General features: G+C 71.9%; 25 protein-coding genes. 14 read left to right on the forward strand and 11 right to left on the reverse strand.

The features are described 5' to 3' along the window. The first annotated feature begins 5 nt into the window (after positions 1 to 5). Complete coding sequence (locus FHU40_RS18185) at positions 6 to 746, forward strand: 16S rRNA (uracil(1498)-N(3))-methyltransferase (RefSeq protein WP_183593625.1); 741 nt, start codon at positions 6 to 8, stop codon at positions 744 to 746. Positions 747 to 844: 98 nt separating this feature from the next. On the opposite strand, the gene FHU40_RS18190 is transcribed toward FHU40_RS18185, so the two are convergent. From FHU40_RS18190 to FHU40_RS18205, 4 genes are read right to left on the reverse strand one after another with little or no spacing between them, the layout of a single operon-like run. Beyond that, positions 845 to 1,870, reverse strand: a complete 1,026-nt coding sequence (locus FHU40_RS18190) for a DNA glycosylase AlkZ-like family protein (protein WP_183593626.1) — start codon at positions 1,868 to 1,870, stop codon at positions 845 to 847. Beyond that, the gene (locus tag FHU40_RS18195; protein ID WP_183593627.1) at positions 1,867 to 2,769 is read right to left on the reverse strand and encodes a Gmad2 immunoglobulin-like domain-containing protein; all 903 of its coding nucleotides are present in this window, start codon (positions 2,767 to 2,769) and stop codon (positions 1,867 to 1,869) included. Before FHU40_RS18195 ends, FHU40_RS18190 begins: the two co-directional genes overlap by 4 nt. A 27-nt stretch (positions 2,770 to 2,796) precedes the next feature. Further along, positions 2,797 to 3,759: a Gmad2 immunoglobulin-like domain-containing protein gene (locus tag FHU40_RS18200; RefSeq protein ID WP_183593628.1), complete on the reverse strand. Its 963-nt coding sequence runs from the start codon at positions 3,757 to 3,759 to the stop codon at positions 2,797 to 2,799. Continuing rightward, on the reverse strand, positions 3,756 to 4,310 hold the full coding sequence (locus FHU40_RS18205; RefSeq protein ID WP_183593629.1) for a SigE family RNA polymerase sigma factor: 555 nt from the start codon (positions 4,308 to 4,310) through the stop codon (positions 3,756 to 3,758). The genes FHU40_RS18200 and FHU40_RS18205 overlap by 4 nt, the downstream gene beginning before the upstream one ends. A 74-nt stretch (positions 4,311 to 4,384) precedes the next feature. On the opposite strand from FHU40_RS18205, the gene FHU40_RS18210 reads away from it, so the two are divergent. From FHU40_RS18210 to FHU40_RS18225, 4 genes are all read left to right on the forward strand, one after another. Continuing rightward, a complete protein-coding gene (locus tag FHU40_RS18210) occupies positions 4,385 to 4,723 on the forward strand; it encodes an HIT domain-containing protein (RefSeq protein ID WP_183593630.1) in 339 nt (112 codons plus the stop codon). Next, the gene (locus FHU40_RS18215) at positions 4,720 to 5,925 is read left to right on the forward strand and encodes a hypothetical protein (RefSeq protein ID WP_183593631.1); all 1,206 of its coding nucleotides are present in this window, start codon (positions 4,720 to 4,722) and stop codon (positions 5,923 to 5,925) included. The genes FHU40_RS18210 and FHU40_RS18215 overlap by 4 nt, the downstream gene beginning before the upstream one ends. Positions 5,926 to 6,108: 183 nt before the next feature. Beyond that, on the forward strand, positions 6,109 to 6,576 hold the full coding sequence (locus FHU40_RS18220; RefSeq protein ID WP_183593632.1) for a hypothetical protein: 468 nt from the start codon (positions 6,109 to 6,111) through the stop codon (positions 6,574 to 6,576). A 26-nt stretch (positions 6,577 to 6,602) separates the two neighbouring features. After that, entirely contained in the window at positions 6,603 to 7,070 is a 468-nt protein-coding gene (locus FHU40_RS18225) for a hypothetical protein (RefSeq protein WP_183593633.1), read from the forward strand. 5 nt (positions 7,071 to 7,075) lie between these two features. On the opposite strand, the gene FHU40_RS18230 is transcribed toward FHU40_RS18225, so the two are convergent. After that, positions 7,076 to 7,345, reverse strand: coding sequence for a hypothetical protein (locus FHU40_RS18230; protein WP_183593634.1), 270 nt, complete (start codon positions 7,343 to 7,345; stop codon positions 7,076 to 7,078). Positions 7,346 to 7,443: 98 nt separating this feature from the next. On the opposite strand from FHU40_RS18230, the gene FHU40_RS18235 reads away from it, so the two are divergent. From FHU40_RS18235 to era, 8 genes are all read left to right on the forward strand, one after another. After that, entirely contained in the window at positions 7,444 to 8,457 is a 1,014-nt protein-coding gene (locus FHU40_RS18235) for a PhoH family protein (protein ID WP_183593635.1), read from the forward strand. A gap of 7 nt (positions 8,458 to 8,464) precedes the next feature. Further along, the gene (ybeY, locus tag FHU40_RS18240; protein WP_183593636.1) at positions 8,465 to 8,926 is read left to right on the forward strand and encodes an rRNA maturation RNase YbeY; all 462 of its coding nucleotides are present in this window, start codon (positions 8,465 to 8,467) and stop codon (positions 8,924 to 8,926) included. A 5-nt stretch (positions 8,927 to 8,931) separates the two neighbouring features. After that, positions 8,932 to 10,233, forward strand: a complete 1,302-nt coding sequence (locus FHU40_RS18245; protein ID WP_183593637.1) for a hemolysin family protein — start codon at positions 8,932 to 8,934, stop codon at positions 10,231 to 10,233. Beyond that, positions 10,226 to 10,570 (forward strand): cytidine/deoxycytidylate deaminase family protein, encoded by a 345-nt coding sequence (locus FHU40_RS18250; RefSeq protein ID WP_183593638.1) that lies wholly within the window; start codon positions 10,226 to 10,228, stop codon positions 10,568 to 10,570. The genes FHU40_RS18245 and FHU40_RS18250 overlap by 8 nt, the downstream gene beginning before the upstream one ends. Before the next feature lie 150 nt (positions 10,571 to 10,720). Then, a complete protein-coding gene (locus tag FHU40_RS18255; protein WP_343057923.1) occupies positions 10,721 to 12,007 on the forward strand; it encodes an FAD-binding oxidoreductase in 1,287 nt (428 codons plus the stop codon). A 5-nt stretch (positions 12,008 to 12,012) separates the two neighbouring features. Then, on the forward strand, positions 12,013 to 13,272 hold the full coding sequence (locus FHU40_RS18260) for an SAM-dependent methyltransferase (RefSeq protein ID WP_183593639.1): 1,260 nt from the start codon (positions 12,013 to 12,015) through the stop codon (positions 13,270 to 13,272). 19 nt (positions 13,273 to 13,291) lie between these two features. Beyond that, the gene (locus tag FHU40_RS18265; RefSeq protein ID WP_183593640.1) at positions 13,292 to 14,062 is read left to right on the forward strand and encodes an SIP domain-containing protein; all 771 of its coding nucleotides are present in this window, start codon (positions 13,292 to 13,294) and stop codon (positions 14,060 to 14,062) included. A gap of 7 nt (positions 14,063 to 14,069) precedes the next feature. Then, the gene (era, locus tag FHU40_RS18270) at positions 14,070 to 14,987 is read left to right on the forward strand and encodes a GTPase Era (RefSeq protein WP_183593641.1); all 918 of its coding nucleotides are present in this window, start codon (positions 14,070 to 14,072) and stop codon (positions 14,985 to 14,987) included. Positions 14,988 to 15,153: 166 nt separating this feature from the next. Here era and FHU40_RS18275 read toward each other — a convergent pair whose 3' ends face one another. The 4 genes from FHU40_RS18275 to FHU40_RS18290 all read right to left on the reverse strand — a co-directional run bounded on the left by FHU40_RS18275 (position 15,154) and on the right by FHU40_RS18290 (position 18,548). Continuing rightward, the gene (locus FHU40_RS18275; protein WP_183593642.1) at positions 15,154 to 16,002 is read right to left on the reverse strand and encodes a septum formation family protein; all 849 of its coding nucleotides are present in this window, start codon (positions 16,000 to 16,002) and stop codon (positions 15,154 to 15,156) included. Positions 16,003 to 16,012: 10 nt separating this feature from the next. Continuing rightward, the gene (locus FHU40_RS18280) at positions 16,013 to 16,783 is read right to left on the reverse strand and encodes a septum formation family protein (RefSeq protein ID WP_343057924.1); all 771 of its coding nucleotides are present in this window, start codon (positions 16,781 to 16,783) and stop codon (positions 16,013 to 16,015) included. Positions 16,784 to 16,834: 51 nt separating this feature from the next. Continuing rightward, positions 16,835 to 17,317, reverse strand: a complete 483-nt coding sequence (locus FHU40_RS18285) for a flavodoxin family protein (protein ID WP_183593643.1) — start codon at positions 17,315 to 17,317, stop codon at positions 16,835 to 16,837. Positions 17,318 to 17,462: 145 nt separating this feature from the next. Next, positions 17,463 to 18,548 (reverse strand): DUF222 domain-containing protein, encoded by a 1,086-nt coding sequence (locus FHU40_RS18290; RefSeq protein WP_183593644.1) that lies wholly within the window; start codon positions 18,546 to 18,548, stop codon positions 17,463 to 17,465. Positions 18,549 to 19,281: 733 nt separating this feature from the next. Here FHU40_RS18290 and leuA point away from each other — a divergent pair. Beyond that, a complete protein-coding gene (gene leuA, locus FHU40_RS18295; RefSeq protein ID WP_183593645.1) occupies positions 19,282 to 20,994 on the forward strand; it encodes a 2-isopropylmalate synthase in 1,713 nt (570 codons plus the stop codon). 18 nt (positions 20,995 to 21,012) lie between these two features. Here leuA and FHU40_RS18300 read toward each other — a convergent pair whose 3' ends face one another. Further along, complete coding sequence (locus tag FHU40_RS18300) at positions 21,013 to 21,822, reverse strand: hypothetical protein (protein ID WP_183593646.1); 810 nt, start codon at positions 21,820 to 21,822, stop codon at positions 21,013 to 21,015. After that, positions 21,819 to 24,125: a MinD/ParA family ATP-binding protein gene (locus FHU40_RS18305; RefSeq protein WP_183593647.1), complete on the reverse strand. Its 2,307-nt coding sequence runs from the start codon at positions 24,123 to 24,125 to the stop codon at positions 21,819 to 21,821. The genes FHU40_RS18300 and FHU40_RS18305 overlap by 4 nt, the downstream gene beginning before the upstream one ends. Between the last annotated feature and the right edge of the window lie 16 nt (positions 24,126 to 24,141).

Here is a 24,141-nt window from a genome sequence, read left to right on the forward strand (position 1 = left end):
GCCCCATGTCGCTCCCCGTCCACCTCGTCCCGACGCTGGCGGGCGTCGCCGTCGGCGACGTCGTGACCGTCGACGGCGATGAGGCCCACCACGCGGTCGCGGTGCGCCGGCTGCGGGTCGGGGAGCAGGTCGTGCTCACCGACGGCGCGGGCAGAGCCGCGCGGGGCGCGGTCGGCTCGACCGGCAAGCGGGTCTTCACGCTCGAGGTCGAGACCGTGACGGCGCAGGACCCGGCGACCCCCGAGGTCGTGGTCGTCCAGGCGATCCCCAAGGGTGACCGGGGCGAGCTCGCCGTCGAGGTGCTCACCGAGATCGGCGTCGCCCGGGTGGTGCCCTGGGCGGCCGCGCGCAGCGTGGCCGTCTGGAAGGGCGAGCGGGCCGCGAAGTCGCTCGCGAGGTGGCGCGCCACCGCTCGCGAGGCCGCCAAGCAGGCCCGGCGCGCATGGTTCCCCGAGGTCGCGGAGCCGGCGTCGACCGACGACGTGGCGGCCCTGCTGCGCGACGCCGACCTCGCCGTGGTCCTGCACGAGGCGGCGACCACCTCCTTCGCCGCGGTGTCGGTGCCGTCGTCCGGCCGGATCGTCGTGGTCGTCGGGCCCGAGGGCGGGCTCACCGACGACGAGGTCGCGGCGTTCGTCGCCGCCGGAGCCGCATCCGTGCGGCTCGGCGCCGAGGTGCTGCGTACGTCGACCGCCGGCGTCGCCGCCGTCGCCGCGATCCTGTCCCGCACGTCGCGCTGGGGGTGAGGGTGCGCCGGTATGGGTGTGCCGGGTGGCGGTGAGCTGGGCACCGTTTGGCCGGTGGGATCGGTTGCTGGCGCACCGCCGGGTGGCGCCCCGCCACCTCACCGCGCCAGCAGTCCCTCGATCCGGGTGATCTCGTCGTCGAGCTCGGCCCGCTCGGCAGGGGTGAGGTCGCGGAAGAGGTCGACGATCCGCACCCGGTCGTCCTCGATCCGCCACAGTCCCGCCAGCCAGCCGTCGACGAACACGGTGTTGGCCACGCCGCCGTTGGCGCCCATCCAGTTGCCGCGCGTGCCGGCCTCGGTGACCCGATCGCGGGCGGCGTGGGCGAGCCAGACGTTGTCGTAGGTGCCGAGCAGCCGCACCGGCGCGGGGGTGTCCTCGTCCTCGATCACGCCGTCCGGGACGTCGAACAGCACCTTGCCGTCCTCGTCCTCGTGCCGTACCAGATCGGTCATCCGGGTCAGCACCGGCCGCAGCCCGGTCACGGTCGACCACACGCTGAGGTCGGCCGCCGTCGCCGGGCCGAACGCCCGCAGGTAGCGGCGGACGACCTCCTTCGGATCGGGTGTGGCGAGGACGCCTCCGGTGCGCCGCTCCAGCAGGTCCCAGACGATGCCCCCGCTGCCGCGCCACGCCCCGCGGGGCGGCAGCTGCACGAGCGGGACGATGGTGCGCGCGACGACGGTCAGGTCCGCCGGCCGTCCGGGCAGCCGCGCGGCCAGCTGCCCGCCGAGCTCCCGGTGCTCGACCGTGCCGTCGGCGAGCAGGTCGTGCACGACGGTCGCGACCTCCTCGTGGGCGGCCGGCACGCGGCCGCGCATCTGCTTCTCCAGGGCGGGCTGCAGCCACGGGCGGGTGGCGAGTGCGTCGGCACCCGTGTGCAGGTGGATCGTGCCCCGCAGGGACCCGAGGCGCACCCAGCTGCCGTCGTCGAGACCGCGCGAGACGGCGTACGGGTCGAAGTCGGCGACCCGCGCGGCCAGCGAGAGGTACGGCGGCAGCGTCTCCTGCCCCTGGAGGCCGACCAGGTGGTCGGCGACCGCCTCGCTCGGGAGGCTGGTGCGCTCGAGCAGGTGCTGGCGGCGCAGCAGCGTGCGATTGAGCCGCTGCCGCGTCAGCCTCACTGGACGGTGATCGACTTCGTGTCGACCATCGGGCCGCCGCCCTCACCCCCCGACGGGTCGTCGGTGAGCGCGACGAACGTGTAGTCGCCGGGTGCCAGGTCGGACACGTCGACGTCGGTCTGCCAGGGGTAGAGCTTGTCCATCCAGCCCTCCGCGGTGGCGAAGCCCTTCGCGACGACCTTGCCGTCGGCCCCGCCCTTGCGGATCTCCCACGGCGTCGTGGCCTCGAAGGAGCTCGAGACGCCGTCGGCGGTGAAGGTGCCGCTCACCGTCGCGCCCTCGGCGGGCGTCGTGATGTTCACCAGCGCGCGTACGTCGATCTCGGGGTCGTTGCCGACCTCGCCGGCCAGCCCGAAGAGGTCGGCCGGGGCGCCGTCGAGGGTGATCGACACCGGGAGCCGCTCCTGCGCGACGCCCTGGAGCGTGTAGACCATCTGCTGGGCCGCCAGCCGGGCCTCCGCCTCCGACATGCCCTCGGGGGCCGTCGTCCACGACTCGTCGGGCAGGCCGACCGTGATCATGTCGTCGCCGATCTCGACGCTGGCGAAGCTGCCGCCGGGGTAGAGCGTGTCGTAGTCGGGGTCGAGGGCGTCCCCGGAGGTCATCAGCGCGAGTGCCGCGAGGGCCGGGTCGTCGGACTCGACCTGGCGGAACTCCCGGTAGAGCCGCGGCCCCTGCGGGGTGTCGCCCACGAAGTAGACCGGCACCGTCGCCGCCTCCGGGGTCTCCGAGGCGGGCTCGGACGGCTCGCCCGAGCCGCTGGGCTCGGCGGTCCCCTCGGTGGCGGTGCCGCCGGCGGGCTTCGGGTCCCCGTCGTCGTCGCCGCAGGCGGTCAGCGCGGCGAGCGCGAGTGCGGGAAGGGACAGGGCGGCGGCGAGCCGGGTACGCGGGGAAGTCATGGTGACCATTTTCGTCGTCTCCTGGGGTTATCGGACGCTGATCGTGCGCGTGTCGGTGAACGTGGGGCCGTAGGCGGAGAGGCGCACGTCCGCCGTCGACACGCTGAAGACGTAGGTGCCGGGGGCGAGGCCGGACAGGTCGACCTCGGCCGTCCACGGGGCGAAACCGCCTCCTCCGGCGTCGATCGTCGCGAGCCCGCGCGCGACGGCGGACTGCGCGTCGGGGCCGTCGAGGATGCTCCACTCCACCGTGCGCTCACCCGCCCCGACCCGCCCACGAGCGATGAACGACCCGGCGTAGGTGTTGCCCTCCGCGGGATCGCTGATGCTGACCGGGTTCAGCACCTCGTCCTGGCGAGCGGCGTCGACCGGGCTGCCGCTCGGCCTGCCGTTCGAGAGGAATCGCACCGGCAGCTGCCGGCCCGCGGCGGCCTGCAGCGTGTAGACGACCTGCTGCACCGCGAGCTCGGGCGCGGCCTGGTCGAGGTCGATCGGGCCGAGCTCGACGTCGATCGTGGTGTCTCGGAGCGTCGCGCTCTCCAGGGCGAGGCCCGCCCCGGTGCCCACGGCCCAGAGGGTGCGATAGTCCGGGTCGCTGGGCGGCTCCTGGATCCGCTCGAGGGCGCCCTGGAGCGGATCGCCGGCCGGCACCCGGTCGAACTCGCGGTACAGCCGCGGCCCGTTCGGCGAGGCGCCGACGAAGTACGCCGGCACCAGCATCGTCGCCGCGTCGTCCTCGGCGGGCCGGTCGGCGTGACCCGCCTCCTCGTGTCCGCCGTGCTCGGCCGGCCCGGTCGGCTGCGGCCCGCTGCCGAGTGCGGCGACCAGGGTGACCGTGGCCGCGGTGCCGACCACGGTCAGCGCCGCGGCGCGGAACCAGGGCCGCGCCGCCTGGGCCGGGCTCGACGTACGACAGCGGATCGCGTCGAGCCGGTCGGCGGGCTCGACGTCGGCGACGGCGTCCTCGAAGAGGTCGTGGAGGTCGTTCACAGCTGCTCCTCGAGGAGGGTCCGGAGGGTGGCCGCGCCCCGTGAGGCGTGGCTCTTCACCGCGCCCCGGCTGATGCCGAGGGTGTCGGAGATCTCGGCCTCCGAGAGGTCGAGGTAGTAGCGCAGCGCGAGCACCTCGCGCTGCCGCTGGGGGAGCGCCCGGAGTGCGTCGAGCACGGCCGCGCGGCGGTCGGAGACCAGCGCGGCCTGGTCGGCGCCGGGCTCCTCCGGTGGCGGCGTACGACGCGCGGCGTGTCGCTCCACGACGGCCCGGTGCCGCAGCGCCGAGCGGGACCGGTTGACGACGGTCTGGCGCAGGTAGGCGAGCGCCCGCCCGGGATCGCGCAGCCGGCCCCATCGGCCGTGCACGGCCACGAAGGCGTCCTGCACGACCTCCTCCGCGACGCCCTGGTCGCGCACGAGCAGCACCGAGAGCCGCACCAGCGAGCGCCAGTGCGCGGCGTACAGCTGCTCCAGCGCCTGGTCGGCGGTCCAGGTCGGCTGCCGGCTCGCCTGTCGGCTCGCCGGTGAATCGGGCGGCCGGTCCGTCACGGTCGTCACGGTAATGGGACGCTCGTGGGCACCGATCGGTTTACGCTCACGCCATCAGATCCCGTGGAGGACCAGTGGACGACTGCCTGTTCTGCAAGATCGTGGCCGGGGAGATCCCGGGCGACATCGTGCGCACCACCGAGCACACCGTGGCGTTCCGCGACATCAACCCGCAGGCGCCGACCCACGTGCTGGTGGTGCCGAAGGTGCACTTCGCCAACGCCGCCGAGCTCGCCGCCGGCGATGCGGCCGCGTCCGCCGACCTGGTCACGACGGCCGCCGCGATCGCGGCGGACGAGGGGCATGATGACTACCGGCTGGTGTTCAACACCGGGGCCGGGGTCGGACAGACCGTCTTCCACGCCCACCTGCACCTGCTGGCCGGGCGCCCGATGACCTGGCCGCCGGGATGATCCGGCGGGCGGCGGCCGCGGCGCTGCTGCTCGCGCTCGCCATGTCGCTGGCGGCCTGCGTGGAGGAGGGCGCCGACCGCCGCACGGGGTCGCCCACCGACATCCTCGTCCCGCCGGACCCGCCGGAGGTCGAGGCCGACCAGCTCGCCGCGCTACCCGCCGGCAAGCTGCTGCCGCTGCGCGACGGCGAGCGGCGGATGACGCTGACGATGCCGACCGCGTACACCCCGTCGGCCCCGACCGGCACGGGCACCGACGACTACCGCTGCTTCCTGCTCGACCCCGGACTCGACAAGGACGTCTGGCTCACCGGCAGCCACGTCGCGCCGGGCAACCCGCGGGTGGTGCACCACGTGATCCTGTTCCGGGTCGCTCCCGAGCAGGTGGCCGAGGCCGAGGACCTGGACGCCCGGACCTCCGAGGAGGGCTGGACCTGCTTCGGCGGCTCGGGCCTCCGGGGCGACTTCGCGAATCTCGACGACGCCTCCTGGCTGGCCGCGTGGGCGCCCGGCGGCGACGAGACCAGGACCCGCGACGGCTACGGCGTCCGCCTCGAGGCCGGCTCCCGGATCATCATGCAGGTCCACTACAACCTGCTGTCGGGTGCGGAGCCCGATGCCTCCAGCACCCAGCTGCGCTGGATGAGGGCCGGCGCCGACCTGACGCCGCTGCACACCTTCCTGATGCCCGCGCCGGTCGAGCTTCCGTGCCGGTCCGGGCACGACGACGGGCCGCTCTGCGACCGCGACGCCGCGGTCGCCGACGTGATGAAGCGCTTCGGCGCGGCGGGGAACACCAACAGCCTGCTGCACCTGCTGTGTGGCACCGACGTGTCGCCGTCTCGTACGACGTCGTGCACCCGCACGCTCCCGCGCGGCATGACGGTCCTCGGCGTCGCCGGCCACATGCATCTGCTCGGCCGCACGATCACGATCGAGGCCGACCCCGGCACCCCCGAGGCCAGGACGATCCTGGACATCCCGATCTGGGACTTCGACAACCAGGGCACGGTGCCACTGCGGGAGCCGCTGCACCTCGACGCGCTCGACCGGGTCCGGGTCACCTGCACGCACCAGCAGTGGCTGCGCGACCGGCTCCCGGCGTTCGCGGGCCAGGAGGAGCGCTACGTGATCTGGGCCGAGGGCAGCACCGACGAGATGTGCCTCGGCACACTGCAGGTGGCGTTCGACGACGAGCGGTAGCCACCGACGCGAGCGATAGGTGGCGACGCAGCGCCCTCAGAACCGAACCGGGCTGCTCGAGTGGGATGCGAGCCTTGTCCTCGAGCGCGCCCTCGAACTGTCGACTCAAGGGAAACTGGAATAGCCCGAAATGACCATGGTCGATCGCGCCGGGTATTGGCATCGTGCCTCACGAGCTAGAACGTGTTCTCGGAGGGCATGGGCATGCGGAATTCGCTTCGTCGCAGCGCGGTGGTCGGGTCGATTGTCGGCGCTGTCGTGGGAATCTTGGCGCCAGCCGCGTACGCGGACACGTGGTACTCGGCGTGGAAAGACTTCACTTCGAACGGGGTCAACTACCAGAACCGCGCTGGAGCGATTCGCAGCGATGACTTGGATCCGACCGAGTTCGTCGGGTCGACCGTGCGACGGGTGACGGGGGACGCGCCGATCAACAGGATGGGTGCTCGGGCCCGAGCGTACTTCCAGAGCGACGCGCTCTGTGCGGCCGGTACGTGGGTCTACAACGACGTGGCGACGCATGCGTGGACCGTCTGGTACGTCCATCCATGCCGGGCCTTCATCTACAGCCGCGGGCAGACTCGTACCTGGATTCCTTCGGGGTACGACACGCTCCAGACGTACAAGACAGTGGTCTTCAACTCGTACTGACTGACGTTCGTTCAGAAGGAGGTCTCGTGGACATGATCAAGAATCTGGTCGTCGGTGCGACCGCCGCGCTGGCCGTCGCGGTTCCGACGGGCGTCGTCTCCTACTTCGTGGTCGCTGGCTCCTCGTCGTCGGCGGCGCCATCGGACGCGCCCTCAGCCTCTCGATCGGGGATGGAGCTCAAGTCGGATCCGTTCGTCGGGCAGAAGCTCGCAACACGGGACTTCCCGAAGAACTCCCACGGGCAGACTTACGGGTCGGACGCAGAGGCGGAGACGCTCGCGGAGAGCCCCGACCTGGTCGCGGTCGCCGGTGATCACGGTGTCGGCGGCTACGTCCTCAAGGAGGATCTGGCCGGGCCGACACCGGACAGCCCGGAGGAGGCGGGGAGACGCTCCGGCGAGTCCGTGGTGCTGAAGGTGTACGACCAGGAGGGGGAGAAGGTCGTCGATACCTTCACGCTGCTTGCTCCTGCTGACGGGTCGCCGAATGAGTAGTGGTGCTAGAACGCGTACAGCACCCGCAGCACCGCGAGCACGACCGGCAGCCCGAAGAGGACCAGCAGGCCCCAGGCCACGATCCGGTGCCGGCGGTTGCCGGCGTCGAGGCGGCCGGCGAAGTCGATGATCGCGCCCTCCGGCACGTGGTGGCTCAGGCCCATCGCGCGGGCGTCGGATGGCAGGTGCTGGCCGGCGAACCAGTACGGCGGCGCGTCCGGGTCGTCGGGCTCGGGATCTTCCGCGAAGAGGTCCTCGACCTCGCCCTCCCTCATGCGGCCACGGTACGCGCAACTCGCTGGGCCGCGCGACGCCGCTCCCGTAGCATGGTGGGGTACGTACGCCGACCGAGAGGGCAGCCCGTCCGGGCCTCATGACTGAAACGCAGACGACCAGGCACACCACCAAGCACACCGTCGTGGTCCCCAACAGCATCAACATGGTCAGCCTGCTCGGCCCCGGTGACGAGCACCTCGGCCTGATCGAGCGCTCCTTCGACGCGCAGGTCCATGTCCGGGGCAACCGGATCACGCTCGACGGCGAGCCGGGCGAGGTGGCCCTCGCCGAGCGGCTCCTCGACGAGCTGGTGGCGATCATCCGCACCGGTCAGGGCGTCACCGGCGAGACCGTCGAGCGCGTCCTGGCGATGCTGCGCGCCGAGACGACCGAGCGCCCGGCCGACGTGCTGAGCCTGAACATCCTCAGCAACCGGGGCCGCTCGATCCGGCCCAAGACGCTCAACCAGAAGCGTTACGTCGACTCGATCGACAAGCACACGATCACCTTCGGCATCGGCCCGGCCGGCACCGGCAAGACCTACCTCGCCGTCGCCAAGGGCGTGCAGGCGCTCCAGTCGAAGCAGGTCAACCGGATCATCCTCAGCCGGCCGGCGGTCGAGGCGGGGGAGAAGCTCGGCTTCCTCCCGGGCACGCTCACCGAGAAGATCGACCCCTACCTGCGTCCGCTGTACGACGCGCTGCACGACATGCTCGACCCCGAGACCATCCCCAAGCTGCTGGCCGCCGGCACGATCGAGGTGGCGCCGCTGGCCTTCCTCCGCGGCCGTTCGCTCAACGACTCGTTCATCATCCTCGACGAGGCACAGAACACCACGCCCGAGCAGATGAAGATGTTCCTGACCCGGCTCGGGTTCGGCTCCAAGATCGTGGTCACCGGCGACGTCACCCAGACCGACCTGCCCGGCGGGCAGAAGTCCGGCCTGCGGGCGGTGGAGGAGATCCTCGACGAGGTCGAGGACATCTCGTTCAACCGGCTCACCAGCCACGACGTCGTCCGCCACAAGCTGGTCGGCAAGATCGTCGCGGCCTATGACGAGCACGACGCGCGCGTGGACCTGCGACGTGCCAAGCCCCACGCGACCTCCTGAGCCCGACATGAGCATCGAGATCCTCAACGAGTCCGGCCGCGACCTGGACGTGCAGCGGCTGGCCGGGCTCAGTCGCTTCGTCATGGACCGGATGCGCGTGCATCCGCAGGCCGAGCTGTGCATCAAGGCCGTCGACGAGCCCACCATCGCCGAGCTCAACGAGCAGTGGATGGAGAAGCAGGGTCCGACCGACGTGCTGGCCTTCCCGATGGACGAGCTGCGGCCCGGCCTGGTCAACGAGGATCCCGAGGAGGGCGTGCTCGGCGACCTGGTGCTGTGCCCCGACGTCGCCGCCCGCCAGGGTGAGACGGCGGGCCACGGCACCGAGGCCGAGATCGAGCTGCTGACCGTGCACGGCATCCTGCACCTGCTCGGCTACGACCACGCCGAGCCCGAGGAGCACCGGGAGATGTTCGGTCTCCAGGACCAGCTCCTCACCGCCTGGCGCGCGTCGAGCGCCGCTCACTGACCGCGATGGATCCCACCGACGTCTGGCTGCTGGTCGCCGCGGCCGCCCTCGTCGTGCTCGCGGGGCTGTTCTCCGCAGCCGACGCCGCGCTCGCGTCGTTCTCGCGCGCCCGGGCCGACGAGCTGCTCTCCGACAACCGCCCCGGTGCCAAGCGGCTGGTCGCGCTGCTCGAGGACCCGCCCCGCTACCTCAACACCGCGCTGTTCCTGCGGCTGCTCTGCGAGATCGCCGCGATCGTGCTGGTCACCCTCCAGGTCGACGAGATCTGGGACGGCGCGTGGTGGCCGGCCGTGCTCACCACGATCGCCGCGATGCTGGTCGTCTCGTTCGTCGCGATCGGCGTCGCGCCGCGCACCGTCGGCCGCCAGCACGCCGAGCGGGTCGCACTGGCCTCGGCCGCGCCCCTGTCGTTCGTCACCGCGGTGCTCGGACCGCTGCCACGGCTGCTGATCCTGGTCGGCAACGCGCTGACGCCGGGCAAGGGCTTCCGCGAGGGTCCGTTCGCCACCGAGACCGAGCTGCGCGAGCTGGTCGACCTCGCCGAGGCGTCCTCGCTGATCGAGTCCGGCGAGCGCAAGATGATCCACGACGTGCTCGAGCTCGGCGACACCATCGCCCGCGAGGTGATGGTGCCGCGCACCGACGTCGTCTACATCGAGCGCCACAAGAACCTGCGACAGACGCTCTCCCTCTTCCTGCGCAGCGGCTTCTCCCGCCTCCCGGTGATCGGCGAGAACCTCGACGAGGTGGTCGGCTTCGCCTACCTCAAGGACATCGTGCGGCGCGACTTCGAGGCGCCCGACGTCGAGTTCACCCAGCGCATCGACGAGGTGATGCGGCCGGCGCACTTCGTGCCCGACTCCAAGCCGGTCGACGCACTGCTCTCGGAGATGCAGGCGATGCGCCAGCACGTCGCGGTCGTCGTCGACGAGTACGGCGGCACCGCCGGCCTGGTCACCATCGAGGACATCCTCGAGGAGATCGTCGGCGAGATCACCGACGAGTACGACGCCGAGCAGGTCGAGGTCGAGACCGCCGACGACGGCACCGTGCGGGTCTCGTCGCGCTACCCGATCGACGACCTCGACGAGCTCTTCGGCTTCGACGTCGAGGAGGAGGACGTCGACAGCGTCGGCGGCCTGATGGCCAAGCACCTCGGCCGGGTGCCGATCCCGGGGTCGGTGGTCGAGGCCCACGGGCTGCGCTTCGAGGCGGAGGCGGTCACCGGCCGCCGCAACCGGATCGGCACCGTGCGGATCGCCCGGGTCGCACACGAGGACGAGGAGGAGCAGGTCCGCGATGAGTGACCAGCTGACGGCAGAGGACAGGAAGCTCGTGACGCTCGCTCGCGCGACCCGGGCGCGCACCGGCGCGGCGGAGGGCGCGGCAGTCCGCGACAGCGACGGTCGCACGTACGCCGCCGCCACCGTCGACCTGCCCTCGCTCCACGTCTCGGCCCTCGGCGTCTGCGTGGCGATGGCGGTGTCGTCCGGCTCGTCGGGCCTGGAGGCGGCGGTCGTGCTCGGCGCCGCCGCCACCGTCGCTCCCGCCGATCTCGACGCCCTCCGCGACCTCGGCGGCGCCGGCGTCGTGGTCCATCGTGGCGACGCTCGGGGCACGATCGCCGCCACGCTCAGCACGTAGCTCCACGACGCTCGGCTGCTCGCCCCCGGACCCACGAGGCCCCGGAGAGGAGTAAGTTCTCCGACTGTGAGTCTGCGCGGCTGGGGAGCACACGAGAGAGCAGTCGAGCGATTGCGCTCGTCGTACGAAGCCCTCCCTCCGGGTTCGCCGGTGCGGCTGGCGAAGAAGACGTCGAACCTGTTCCGGCCCCGTGCCGCGACCACGTCGCCCGGACTCGACGTGTCCGGCCTCGACGGCGTGATCGCCGTCGACCCGGCGGCGCGGACCGCCGACGTGCAGGGGATGTGCACCTACGAAGACCTGGTCGACGCGACCCTGCCGCACGGCCTGATCCCGTGCGTCGTCCCGCAGCTGCGCACGATCACCCTCGGCGGTGCGGTGACCGGCCTCGGCATCGAGTCGACCAGCTTCCGCAACGGCCTGCCGCACGAGTCGGTGGTGGAGATGGACGTCTTCACCGGTGCCGGCGAGGTGGTCACCTGCCGACCCGGCCCCGATGGCGAGCACAGCGACCTGTTCGACACCTTCCCCAACTCCTACGGCTCGCTGGGCTACGCCACGCGGCTGAAGATCCGGCTGGAGCAGGTCCCCGGCTACGTCGCGCTGCGGCACGTCCGCTTCGACGACGCGGACCTGCTGGCGAAGACGATCCGCGAGGTGGCCGAGACCGCGGCGTACGACGGCACCCGCGTCGACGGCCTCGACGGCGTCGCCTTCGGGCCCGGTGAGTACTACCTGACGCTCGCCACCTGGCAGGAGCAGCCCGGGCCGACCAGCGACTACACCGGGATGGACGTCTACTACCGGTCCCTGCAGCAGCGCGAGACGGACCTGCTCACGATCTACGACTACCTGTGGCGCTGGGACACCGACTGGTTCTGGTGCTCCGGTGCCTTCGGCGTCCAGAACCCGAAGGTCCGGCGGCTGTGGCCCAAGCGCTGGCGGCGCTCGGACGTCTACCACAAGCTGATCGCCCTCGACCGCCGCTTCGACGTCGCCGACCGCCTCGACCGGCGGGCCGGCCGCCCGTTGCGCGAGCGGGTGATCCAGGACATCGAGGTGCCGGTCGAGCGGCTGCCGGAGTTCCTCGACTGGTTCGACGCCGAGGTCGGCATGCGGCCGGTCTGGCTGTGCCCCTGCAAGGCCGAGCGCGACTGGCCGACCTACCCGCTGGAGCCGGACCGGCTCTACGTCAACGTCGGCTTCTGGGGCACCGTGCACGTCGGCCCCGAGGCCGTGGACGCGCCGCGCAACCGCGCGATCGAGACGAAGGTGCACGAGCTCGACGGACACAAGTCGCTCTACAGCGAGGCGTTCTACGACCGCGAGACCTTCGACCAGCTCTACGACGGCGCGCACCTCGCCGCCGTGAAGGGTCGCTACGACCCGCAGGACCGATTGACCACCCTGTACGACAAGGCGGTGAAGAGACGTTGACCACCATGACGATCGCCGAGGCCTTCGACTCGCTGTTGATCGAGCCGCTGCCGTTGCGCTTCACGGCGTACGACGGCAGCGCGACCGGCCCCGAGGACGCGCCGTTCAAGTTCCACCTGCGCACCGAGCGCGGGCTCGCCTACCTCGTCACCGCCCCCGGTGACCTGGGCCTGGCGCGCGCGTACATCACCGGCGACCTCGAGCTCGAGGGCGTGCACCCGGGCGACCCCTACGAGGCGATGCGGCTGCTGCAGAAAGGGCTCAAGCTCCGGCGGCCCTCGCCCTCCGAGCTGGTCACGCTGCTGCGGGCGATCGGGCTGTCGAGCCTCAAGCCACCGCCTCCGCCGCCGCAGGAGTCGACCCCGCGCTGGCGCCGAGTGCTCGAGGGCCTGCGTCACTCCGAGCACCGTGACGCCGAGGCGATCCACCACCACTACGACGTGTCCAACGCGTTCTACGAGTACGTGCTCGGCCCGTCGATGACCTACACCTGCGCGATCTTCCCGACGGAGGAGGCGACGCTGGAGGAGGCGCAGCACACCAAGTACGACCTCGTCGCCCGCAAGCTCGATCTGCAGCCCGGCCAGCGGCTGCTCGACCTCGGCTGCGGTTGGGGCGGCATGGTGCGCCACGCCGCTCGCGAGTACGGCGTCCGGGCGATCGGCGTCACGCTCTCGCGCGAGCAGGCGTCGTGGGCCCAGCAGCGGATCAAGGAGGAGGGGCTCGACCACCTCGCCGAGGTGCGCCACATGGACTACCGCCACGTCGAGGAGTCCGGCTTCGACGCGATCTCCTCCATCGGCCTCACCGAGCACATCGGGGTGAAGAACTACCCGTCCTACTTCTCCTGGATCCGCGACCACCTCAGGCCCCAGGGTCGGCTGCTCAACCACTGCATCACCCGGCAGCACAACAAGCCGACGAGCACCGGGGCGTTCATCGACCGGTACGTCTTCCCCGACGGCGAGCTGATCGGCTCCGGCACGATCGTGTCGGAGGCCGAGAACGCCGGGCTCGAGGTGCAGCACCACGAGAACATCCGGGTCCACTACGCCAAGACGCTCGCCGGCTGGTGCCACAACCTCCAGGAGAACTGGGACGCCTGCGTCGACGAGGTCGGCATCGGCACCGCCCGGGTCTGGGGGCTCTACATGGCCGGCTCCCGGCTGGCGTTCGAGCGCAACGAGATCCAGCTCCACCACGTGCTCGCCACCAAGACCGACGCCAACGGCGCCAGCGGGTATCCCCTCCGCCACACGTTCTGAGCCCCGATACGGTTGTCGGGTGAGCACGAGGGCCCAGCAGTACGTCGCGCAGGTGCTGCGTCGCGAGCAGCTGTCCGACCATCTGGTGCGGCTGACGCTCGGCGGCGCGGGGCTCGCGGGGTTCACGAGCACCGGCATCCCGGACGAGTGGGTCGGGCTGATCGTGCCCGAGCAGTTCCAGAGCCGCTACTACACCGTGCGCTCGTGGGACGGCACCGAGCTGGTGCTCGACGTCGTCGTGCACGAGGTCGGGCTGGTCACCGAGTGGGCACAGCTCGACGTCGTGGGACAGACAGTGGCGATCACCGACCCCAAGGGCTCCTTCCTGATGGCGCCGAGCGCCGCCTGGCTGCTGTTGGTCGGCGACCTGACGGCGATGCCCGCGATGGCGCGGATCGCCGAGTCCGTCGACGTGCCGACCCGGATCTGGGCCGAGATCCCCGACCGGCTGCCGGACTACCTCCCCGCCGATGCCGACGTCACCTGGCTGGAGCCGCCCGGGGCGGGCCGGAGCCGCCTGGCCGAGGTGGTCGAGGGCATCGACTGGCCGGTCGGCGACGGCTACTTCTGGATGGCGGGGGAGTCCGCGCAGATGCGCGCGATCCGCAAGCACCTGATGCGCGAGCGCAGGCTGCCGAGCACGGCGTACGACGTGATGGGCTACTGGCGCGGCGTCGAGCGGCGGCAGCCGCGGGCGGTCGACCCGGGCCCGATCTGGCGGGCGGGCAAGGCGGCGGGCAAGAGCGACGAGCAGATCTGGGCCGAGTACGACGAGGCGAGGGAGCCGTGACCACCCCATGAGCGAGCACCGCAGTGGCTTCGTCTCCTTCGTCGGGCGGCCCAACGCCGGCAAGTCGACGCTGACCAACGCGCTGGTCGGCCAGAAGGTCGTGATCACCTCCGACAAGCCGCAGACCACGCGCACCGTCGTCCGCGGCATCGTGCACCGCGACGACGCCCAGCTGATCCTCGTCGACACCCCGGGCCTGCACCGGCCGCGCACGCTGCTCGGCGAGCGGCTCAACGACCTGGTGACGACCACGCTGGCCGAGGTCGACGTGGTCGCGGTGTGCTTCCCGGCCAACGAGAGGATCGGCCCGGGCGACCGGTTCATCGCCACCGAGATGGCGAAGATCAAGCGCACCAAGAAGGTCGCCGTCGCGACCAAGACCGACCTCGCCTCGGGTGAGCAGATCGGCCAGCACCTGCTGGACATCCAGGCGCTGGGCGCCGAGATCGGTGTCGAGTGGGCCGAGATCGTCCCGGTCTCGGCCAAGCAGGGCGACCAGATCGCCCTGCTGCAGGATCTCCTGGTGGGCCTGCTCCCGGAGGGTCCGCAGCTCTACCCCGACGGCGACCTGACCGACGCGCCCGAGGAGATCCTCGTCGCCGAGCTGGTCCGCGAGGCCGCGCTCGACGGCCTGCGCGACGAGCTCCCGCACTCGGTCGCGGTGGTGGTCGAGGAGATGCGGCTGCGCGAGGACCGGCCCGAGGACAAGCCGCTGGTCGACATCCACGCGAACGTCTACGTCGAGCGCGACTCCCAGAAGGGCATCATCATCGGCCCCAAGGGCTCGCGGCTGCGGACCATCGGCACCACCGCCCGCAAGCAGATCGAGGCGCTGCTCGGCACGCCGGTCTACCTCGACCTGCACGTCAAGGTCGCGAAGGACTGGCAGCGCGACCCGCGCCAGCTGCGCAAGCTGGGCTTCTGACACCCGTCCGAGTTCGGGGACGGCGGGTGGAGCTCGTTTCCCCGGCCGCCCGGGGAAACGAGCGCGACACGCCGTACGGGTGGTGGGCGGTCAGGGAAAGCGAGCGTGACACGCCGGTGCGGATCGGCGTGTCGCCGTCGCTTCCCCTGACCGGCTCGTCAGCGATTCAGCTGTCGGGAGCCCAGCAGAGCCCGTAGCGCTGGCCGTCGCGCCACTTCTTCGCGCTCGGCCACTCGTAGCCCCAGCGGTAGTCGAGCGCGCCGTCCGCCGCCGCGGCGCCGGCGTCCCGACAGGGCTGGTCGCCGGCGGAGCGAGCCTTGTCCACGCCCGGGTAGCGGTCCTGCTCGAACGGCACCGTCGCGACCGCGCGCCAGGTGTGCTTCGCGGAGCAGATCACCCGCTCGAAGCCCGGCGTGCCGGGCTCGGCGGTGCCGCACATGCCGTAGCGGTCCCGGCCCTCCTCACGGCCGAGCACGCCACGGAGGTCGCCGGTCAGGTTCGCCAGGCGCTCGTCGCCCGCGATCGCGACGACGTCGCAGCGGTACCACGAGGCGCCGGCGTCGGACTGCTCCACGGTCGGGGTGAACCAGATGGGCCGCAGCATGCTGAGCCGGCGGGCGTCGGGGGAGCCGCCGACGTACGCCGCGAACCGCTGCGGGCACTGCTCCGCGACCTGGTCGCGCACCCGCCGGGAGTCGACCGCGAGCAGGTGGCCGTCCACGACGGTGTCGAGGTCGCCCACGGCGACCGTCCGCGACGTGTGCGCACGCTTGCAGGGCATCGGCGTGCCGTCGTTGGTCGGCGCGATCGCATCGGTGTAGTCGAGTCGGTAGCACCGGTCCTTCTTCGGTCGCGCGGGCGCCGCGGCCCGGGGCGACTCGGACGTCGAGGCGCCGGCGCCGTCGCTCGCGGTAGCGGACGGGGTCGACGAGCCCGCCGTCCGATCCGGCTCGTCGCCGCCGCTGCACCCCGCGAGCAGCAGGGCGCCGGCGAGCGCGAGCACGGCGTACCTCATCGGGCTGCCCTCACTGGGTCGTCTTGGCCCAGCAGACCGAGCGCCGGTTGCCGGCCTGCCACTCGGCCTCGTGGAACCACGTGTAGCCGAAGTCGTAGTCGACGGGGTAGTTGAGCCACGCGCCCACGGACCGGGAGCAGTAGTCGCGGGTGGTCACTTCGGCCAGCCGGTCGCCGGGGTACTCGTCCTTGGCCGCGCCGAGGGAGATCGTGGTGACCGCCCGCCAGGTGTGCGGCTGGTTGCACGGCACCTTCACCGAGCCCGCGACCGTCTCGCCGTCGGCGCAGACCATCCAGGCGTCCTTCGGCCGGCCGAGCAACAGGCCCCGGGCGCTCGTCGGCAGGTCGACGTACTCCTTGCTCTGCTCACCGCCGCCGACCACGTCGCAGCGGTACCAGCGGGCGCCGTCGTCCCACGCCTCCTGGGTGGGGCGGAACCACGCCCAGCTGACCACGGTGCGCATCACCAGGCTCTCGTCGGCGCCGAGGAAGTCGCGGAACGAGCCGGTGCACTTCTGGTAGGCCCAGGCGCCGAGCTGCTCGTCGCCGTAGTCGACGTCGTCGAAGTCGCTGGGCAGCTCACCCACCGCGTAGGTCTCCGCGGTGTGCGACTCGGAGCACGGCACCGACGGGCTGCTGTTGGCGGGCTGGGCGACGTCCTCGGGCGAGAGCACCCGGCAGGCGCCCAGGTCGGGGGCCGCCATCTCGGCCGGAGCGGTGGTGTCGTCGCCGCAGGCCGTGAGGGTGAGCGCCGCCACGACAGCGAGCACGGCGAGGCGCACGCGGTCTCCTCTCTGCCTCGGTGCCGGACCGCGCGATCGTACCGCTGCCCCTCAGCTCAGCAGCGCGGCCAGGGTCCCGCCGAGCTCGTACGCCGACTCGCGGTGCCGGTCGGTCACGTCGCCGACCACCTCCAGCACCTCGGCCGCCTGCACCCACGGGAGCGCGCCGACGATCGACTGCACCGACCGGACCGCGCCCGTCACGTCGTACCGCCCGTGCACCCAGAGTCCGTACGGCTTCTTCCCCGGCCCGGTGCCAGCGGCGGAGCCGTCGTCGGCCAGCGCGCCGCCGGCCTCGAGGAAGATCGTGTCGAAGAAGTGCTTGAGCGCCCCGCTCATGTAGCCGAAGTTGGCCGGCGTCCCGAGCAGGTAGCCGTCCGCCGCCAGCACGTCCTCGGCGTCCGCATCGAGTGCCGCCCGGACCACCACCTCGACCCCCTCGATCTCGTCGTCGTGAGCCCCGGCCAGCACCGCGTCGGTCAGCGACCGCACCGTCGGCGTGGGGGAGTGGTGGACGACCAGGAGCCGGCTCACCGGGCGAGCGCCTCCCGCTCGACGGCGATGAAGTGCTCGTGGGTCACGGACACGGGCGCAGCCATGCGCACGAGACTAGTCACAGGTCGCTACCGCCGCTTGAACATGGCAGCAGCCCCACCGGCCGGGGCGGGTGGGGTGTGGGTCAGCGGATTCGTCGTCTGGTGAAGGTGTGGTCGACGTCGTAGATGTCGCCCGACGGACTGGTCCATTCGAATCGGGTGCGGGTGAGGCGTCGGTAGGTCCAGTGGCCGTGGGTCTTCATCCGATGGTGCAGGCGACATAGCGGGGCAAGGTTCCACGAGTTCGTCGCGCCGCCCCGGTCGAAGGGTTCGATGTGGTCGAGGTCGCAGCGGCGAGCGTCGCGCGTGCAGTGGACGAACACGCAGGTGGGAGTGGTCAGGATCGCCTGCTCCCGCTGCACCGCGGTGGGCCGGTAGGAGTCGGTGGCGAGCTCGTCGTCGAGTTCGACGACCGGGCGGATGGAGACCCTGGCGCCCGCGTAGCGGCACCACTCGGCGATCTGCTCCCGGTTGGTCGGACCGACGCCCTCGATGGTGACGATGTCGTGGGCCTCGGCCGGGGTGTGGTGGGCGTAGATCACCAGTTCCCGGCTGGTGCCTGTGCCTTGTCCGGTCAGGAGCCGGCCGGTGGCCATGGCGCGGCGGGTGTCGAGGTCGAGCTCGGGGAACTCCTGGAGTAGCTCGTGGGCGCCGGCCGCGACCTGTGCTTCGAGCGCGAGGGCGTCGGGGTAGTCGAGCAGGCCGTGCACCGGGACCAGGCCGTTGTTGGGACGGACGCCGGTCAGCTCGATGTCGAGGTGCTGCTGGCTCCACCGGTCCAGCCGGGTCATCTCGAAGTGCTCGTCATCGCACTCCGCGACCGCGGCCTCGACCGCCCGCTCGATCTGCGCGAACGAACAGCGGTCCAGGGCCGGGGCGAGGTGGGTGTCGACGTACGCAGCGCCCGACATGGTGAGGCGGTGGGTGCGCTCCGTGACTCGGCGGGCCTTCCACACCGGCACCTCACCAGCCAGGACCCGCGCCCAGGTCTTCGGGAGCCGGTGCTTGCACTCCAACGCGGCGCCGATCAGGTCGCGGCCGGCGCGCGTGGAGATCCCGATCGCGGCCGCGAACTCGCCGATCGCGAACTCCGACATCCCCGGCGCGCCCTCGCCGGCGAGGGTCACGGGCTGGTCGCCGTGCAGTTGCAGGAACCCGTCTGCGTCCACCGCCGGACCCTCCGCCGGCGCGGGGTGCTGTGCGGCCCACGTCGCGGCCAACTCGAACCGAGCGGCCTCCGCGGACCGGATGGTCGACGTGAGGTCCCGGGCAGCCGCCAGCACCGGATCAGTCACGGTGGTGTCGGTGCCTCGGGCCATACCACATTCTACATTGATTCGAACATGTGTACTAGATCTCTGGTCTAGCTTTCAGGGTGGTTTCGAGGCTCGCCGCGCTCGCACCTCAACCACCGTCGAGGTGGGCGGTGAGCCGGAAGGCTGCCGCAACCCAGCGCTCGCCCGGTCCCGTAGGTGGGCGCGCATCGGGTGGTTTCGAGGCTCGCTGCGCTCGCACCTCAACCACCGTGGAGGCGCCGGTGAGCCGGGGAGCGGCGTCGGCCCGCCGCCGCCGTACCCGCTCTTGCTGCCTGTCAGTCGGAACCGGAGCGGACCCCGTAGGCCAAGGCGCATGCGGGTCGGGTGGTTTCGAGACAGGCGCCAGCGCGCCTTCCTCAACCACCGTGGAGGCGGGCGAGCCCCGAGCCGCCCGCAACCGGGACCTTGCCGGGCGCGCGGGGAGCGGGGTGCGTTAGAGTGGCGGCATCATGACGCGCAGCCTCCTCCTTCGCTGCCGCAGCGAGGTCTGAGCCCCCACTACGGGGAAAGAGTCCGGACCCCCTCGCTGCGGAGTGATCGCGTGCGCCGGCCCGACCGCGAACCAGACCCAGCGAGGACCCCGATCATGATTCCCCAGCAGAAGACGAGCGGCATGCCGTTCCAGCGCTACCGCCCGTTCCCGCCCATCGACCTGCCCGACCGCACCTGGCCGTCGAAGGTCATCACCGAGGCGCCGCGGTGGCTCTCCACCGACCTGCGCGACGGCAACCAGGCGCTCATCGACCCGATGAACCCCGCGCGCAAGATGACGATGTTCAACCTGCTCGTGAAGATGGGCTACAAGGAGATCGAGGTCGGCTTCCCGAGCGCCAGCGAGACCGACTTCGCGTTCGTGCGCCAGCTGATCGAGGGCGACCACATCCCCGACGACGTGACGATCTCGGTGCTGACCCAGGCGCGTGAGGACCTCATCGAGCGCAGCGTGCAGTCGCTGGTCGGCGTACCCCGCGCGAACATCCACCTCTACAACGCGCTGGCGCCGCTCTTCCGGCGCGTGGTCTTCCGGGCCAGCAAGGACGAGATCAAGGACATCGCCGTCCGCGGCACCGAGATGGTGATGAAGCACGGCGAGGCCCACCTCGACATGACCGTGATCGGCTACGAGTACAGCCCCGAGATCTTCACGAGCACCGAGCTGCCGTTCTCGGTCGAGGTCTGCGAGGCCGTGAGCGACGTGTGGCAGCCCGAGGACGGTCGCGAGATCATCCTCAACCTGCCCGCGACCATCGAGGTCGCGACGCCCAACGTGTACGCCGACCAGATCGAGTGGTTCGGGCGCCAGCTGACCCGCCGTGAGAACACCGTGATCTCGCTGCACCCGCACAACGACCGCGGCACGGCGGTCGCCGCGACCGAGCTCGCGATGATGGCCGGCGCCGACCGCGTCGAGGGCTGCCTCTTCGGCCACGGCGAGCGCACCGGCAACGTCGACCTGGTGACGCTGGGCATGAACCTCTTCAGCCAGGGCATCGACCCGATGGTCGACTTCGCCATCGAGGGCGGCATCGACGAGATCCGCCGCACGGTCGAGTACTGCACCAGCCTGCCCGTGCACCCGCGGCACCCGTACGCCGGCGACCTGGTCTACACGGCGTTCTCGGGCTCCCACCAGGACGCGATCAAGAAGGGCCTGGAGGACCTCGACCGGCAGGCCGCCGAGCAGGGCGTCCCGGTCGGCGAGCTGCCGTGGGAGGCGCCGTACCTGCCGATCGACCCGAAGGACGTCGGCCGCACCTACGAGGCCGTGATCCGCGTCAACAGCCAGTCCGGCAAGGGCGGGGTGGCCTACATCCTCAAGGCCGAGCACAAGCTCGACCTGCCGCGGCGCGCGCAGATCGAGTTCAGCCGGGTGATCCAGGAGCGCACCGACGCCGAGGGCGGCGAGATGTCGCCGGAGGCGATCTGGGAGGTCTTCTCCTCCGAGTACCTCACCCGGGAGACGCCGCTCCAGCTCAACTCCGTGCACACCTCGTCGGCGGCGGGGGAGAAGGACGCGCTCGACGTCAACGTGTACGTCGACGGCGAGATCCAGTCCCTGCACGGCGAGGGCAACGGGCCGCTGTCGGCGTTCGTGGCGGCGATCAACGAGCTGCCGCAGCAGTGGGACGTGCGGGTGCTCGACTACGCCGAGCACGCCCTCTCGGCCGGCGGCGACGCGCTGGCGGCGGCGTACGTCGAGTGCCTCGTGCGCGACCAGGTCTACTGGGGCGTCGGGGTCGACGCCAACATCGTCACCGCCTCCCTGAAGGCCGTGATCAGCGCCGTCAACCGCGCCTGAGCGACGCCACCGGCGGGGTCAGCGACTGAGCTCCACGTCGGAGTCGGCCGAGACGGGTACGGCGCCGAGGTCGCCGGCGACCAGGTCCTCGAGCGTGCCCAGCGCGACGTCCGCGCTGCGCTGGGCACGCCGCTCGGCCTTCACCCGGCCCCGGCGCGCCACGGGAGCCGGCGGCTCGGTCGTGTCGTCGCTCGGCGAGGCGCTCGGGCTCGTCGGGGCCGGCGACGGCTCGGGCTCGGGCACCGCCACCGGCACCGGCGTCCGCAGCGCCGCCGCCTGCTCGGCGACCCAGGCCCGCAGCGCCGCGAGCGCCTCGCGGGAGAGCCGGTCCGCGTGCCGGGAGGCCACGACCACCTGGTAGGCGACGCCGGTCGCCCGGCAGGACTCGCACGCGGCGGTGACGGCGAGGGCCCGGTTGTTGGGCACGATCGTCGGCACGCCGCGCAGGACGACCACCTGCACCGACAGGGCGGTCGCGGCGCACTGCCCGCAGCCCTGGGTCCAGGCCGTGGCGGTGTTGTCCAGGCGGGCCTCCCCACCCCGGCTGACGTAGAGGACCTGCAGGGCGGTGCCGGCCGCGTCGCAGCCGTCGCAGGCCGCCGAACCGGTCGCGACGACGTCCGCCTTCACGGAGCGCCAGCGGGCGACGTCGGCCCCGAACGCGTCGTCCGTGACGGCCGGCTCGGCGGCGGACGCGTTGGCACTGGCCACCAGGTCGAGGTCACGGTCCAGGGGGTCCGGGTGGGCGGCGGGCGCCGAGGTGCTCGCCGCGGTCAGCACCAGGACGCCGGCGAGCACGGTCGACGTGATGAGGCGCCGGCGGGTCACGGCCGGTCACCCATCTGCACGAAGTTGTCGGCCACCGCGGCGGCGATGTCCACCAGGCTGTCTCGGGTCTTGCGGTGCAGTGCGGACATGTCGGTCAGTGCTCCTTGCTCGAGGGCGTCGTCCCAGGGGACGGTCACCACGTGTTCACATCGCTTCTCGAAGTGACGCCGCATCAGGTCGGGCGGGGCGGCACCGTTGCGTTGGGCGTTGACGACGACGACCGCGCGGGACACCAGGTCGTCGAAGCCGTGCTCGTCCATCCAGTCGAGGGTGAGCGCGCCGGCCCGGCCCCCGTCGATGCCGGGGCGCACCACCAGCACGATCTGGTCCGCCTCGGTCAGGAGGCCCTGATTGGCGCTGTCGAGGATGCCGGTCCCGGTGTCGAGCACGATCAGGCTGTAGAACCGGTCGAGGATCTGGACCAGCCGGTGGTAGTCGTTGCGGTCCAGCGCCATCCAGATCCGGGGGTCGTCGTCCGAGGCGAGCACCTCCAGGCGCGACTCGATCGCCTGCGCGGTGTACGAGCGCAGCGTCGCGTAGCTGGTGATCGTCTCGAGATCCCGCAGCACGTCGGTGATGGTGCGGTCGTGCGGAGGGGCGACCCGGTGGGCGAGGTTGCCGGCGTCGGGGTTGGCGTCGACGGCGATGACCCGGTCGCCCCGCAGCAGCGCGAACGTGCTGCCGAGCGCCAGCGAGATCGTGGTCTTGCCGACGCCGCCCTTGCGGCTCATGACCACGACCCGGCGCGAGCCGGTGATGGGCGTGCGCAGCCGCCGCTCGAGCTCGTGCCGGCGCTGCTCGACGGCGCTGGGCCCCGGGTTGAGCAGGTGGCCGCTGCCGTCGTACACGACCCGGCGCCAGCCGCGCTCCGGGACCGGCGCCTGCGGCCGGTACATGATCGCGTCGGTGAAGTCGGCGGCCGAGAGCGCTAGCGGCGGGTCGGCGGCCGGGAGGCCACCGACGTCGGTGTCGAGGCCGATCCGCTCCTCCCAGGTCCCGAATCGCGTGGCGATCCGCGCGCGCGTGAGCGCGGTCAGCGAGGTGGCGAGCCGCCACAGCACGACGGCGATCCCCACGAGCGGCACCAGGATCAGCGCGATCGAGATGACCGCGAGCGTCATGGCCGCCCAGTCGCGCAGCTCCCACGCCAGGTCGAAGACCTGCTGCTGGAGGCGGATCCCGGCGCGACCGCGGGCGACGAACTCGGGCAGGTGCCACAGCGTCCAGACGACGGCGCCCGTCAGGAGCGGCACCACCACCAGCACCCAGCCGGCCACGAAGCGCCGGGCGTAGGGGCGCAGCTCGGTGACCCGAGGGTCGACGGGGTGGCCGGGTCGCAGGCTGCGCAGCACCGGCCCGACCCGCGCGAAGAGGTCGGGTACGCCGGCCACGTCGGACACCACGTAGTAGCCGTCGAACCGGACGACGGGGATCAGCTGCTGCAGCATCTGCACCTGCAGCACGAAGGCGGTGAGGAGCAGCAGGCCGCTGCCGGTGGCGAAGTGGGCGGCCGCCAGGACCAGCACGGTCAGCACGTTGAAGTACAGGCCGCCGAGGTCGGTGCGCACCCGTCCGCCGCGGCTGAGCCGGTAGGAGTCGGTGACGTCGGTGTAGAACGCCGGGAAGACGATGTAGATGCCGACGCCGATCTCGCCCGGCCTGGCGCCCCCGTAGCGGCACGCCGCCGCGTGGCCCAGCTCGTGGACCACCGCGGCCAGGGTGAGCAGGGCGTAGATCACCAGCGCCAGGGTCGGCCTGATGAACACCTCGGTGACGGCGGGCCAGAATCCGCCACCGGTGACCAACGCGATGTCGGCGACCACCAGCCCGACCAGGGCGACGAGGACGAAGGGCGGCCACAGCAGCAGGGCGAGCACCCCCGCGAGGCGCCGGGTCCACCGCGCCGGCAGCAGGGTCGCCTTGACCGTCAGCGCCAGCAGCGGTCGGGCGCGGACCGGTCGGGCGATCTCCTCCGACTCCTCGGGCAGCACCAGTCCGAGCGGCTGCAGCTGGGTCGTCACCAGGTGCTCGAGGCCCTCGGCGGTGAGGGTGCGCCCGTACGCCGCGCTCACGTCGGCCGCGACGTCTGTCGCCGGGCGGGGCGGCTCCACGTGAACGACGACCAGGTGGAGCAGCTCGGACAGCTGCACCACCTGGTCGTCGGAGCGCCGTACCAGGAAGGCCACGTCACGCAGGCCCGATCCCTGGACCGGCCCGAGGAGCTGCAGACCGAGGGCGCGACGCCACCGCCGCCCCGTGGCGGGCGGTGTGTCGGCGAGGTGGTCTGCAGTCGTGGGGTTCATCGCTCTGGTGTGCTCT

The organism is Nocardioides soli, assembly GCF_014191495.1.
Classification (GTDB): domain Bacteria; phylum Actinomycetota; class Actinomycetes; order Propionibacteriales; family Nocardioidaceae; genus Nocardioides; species Nocardioides soli.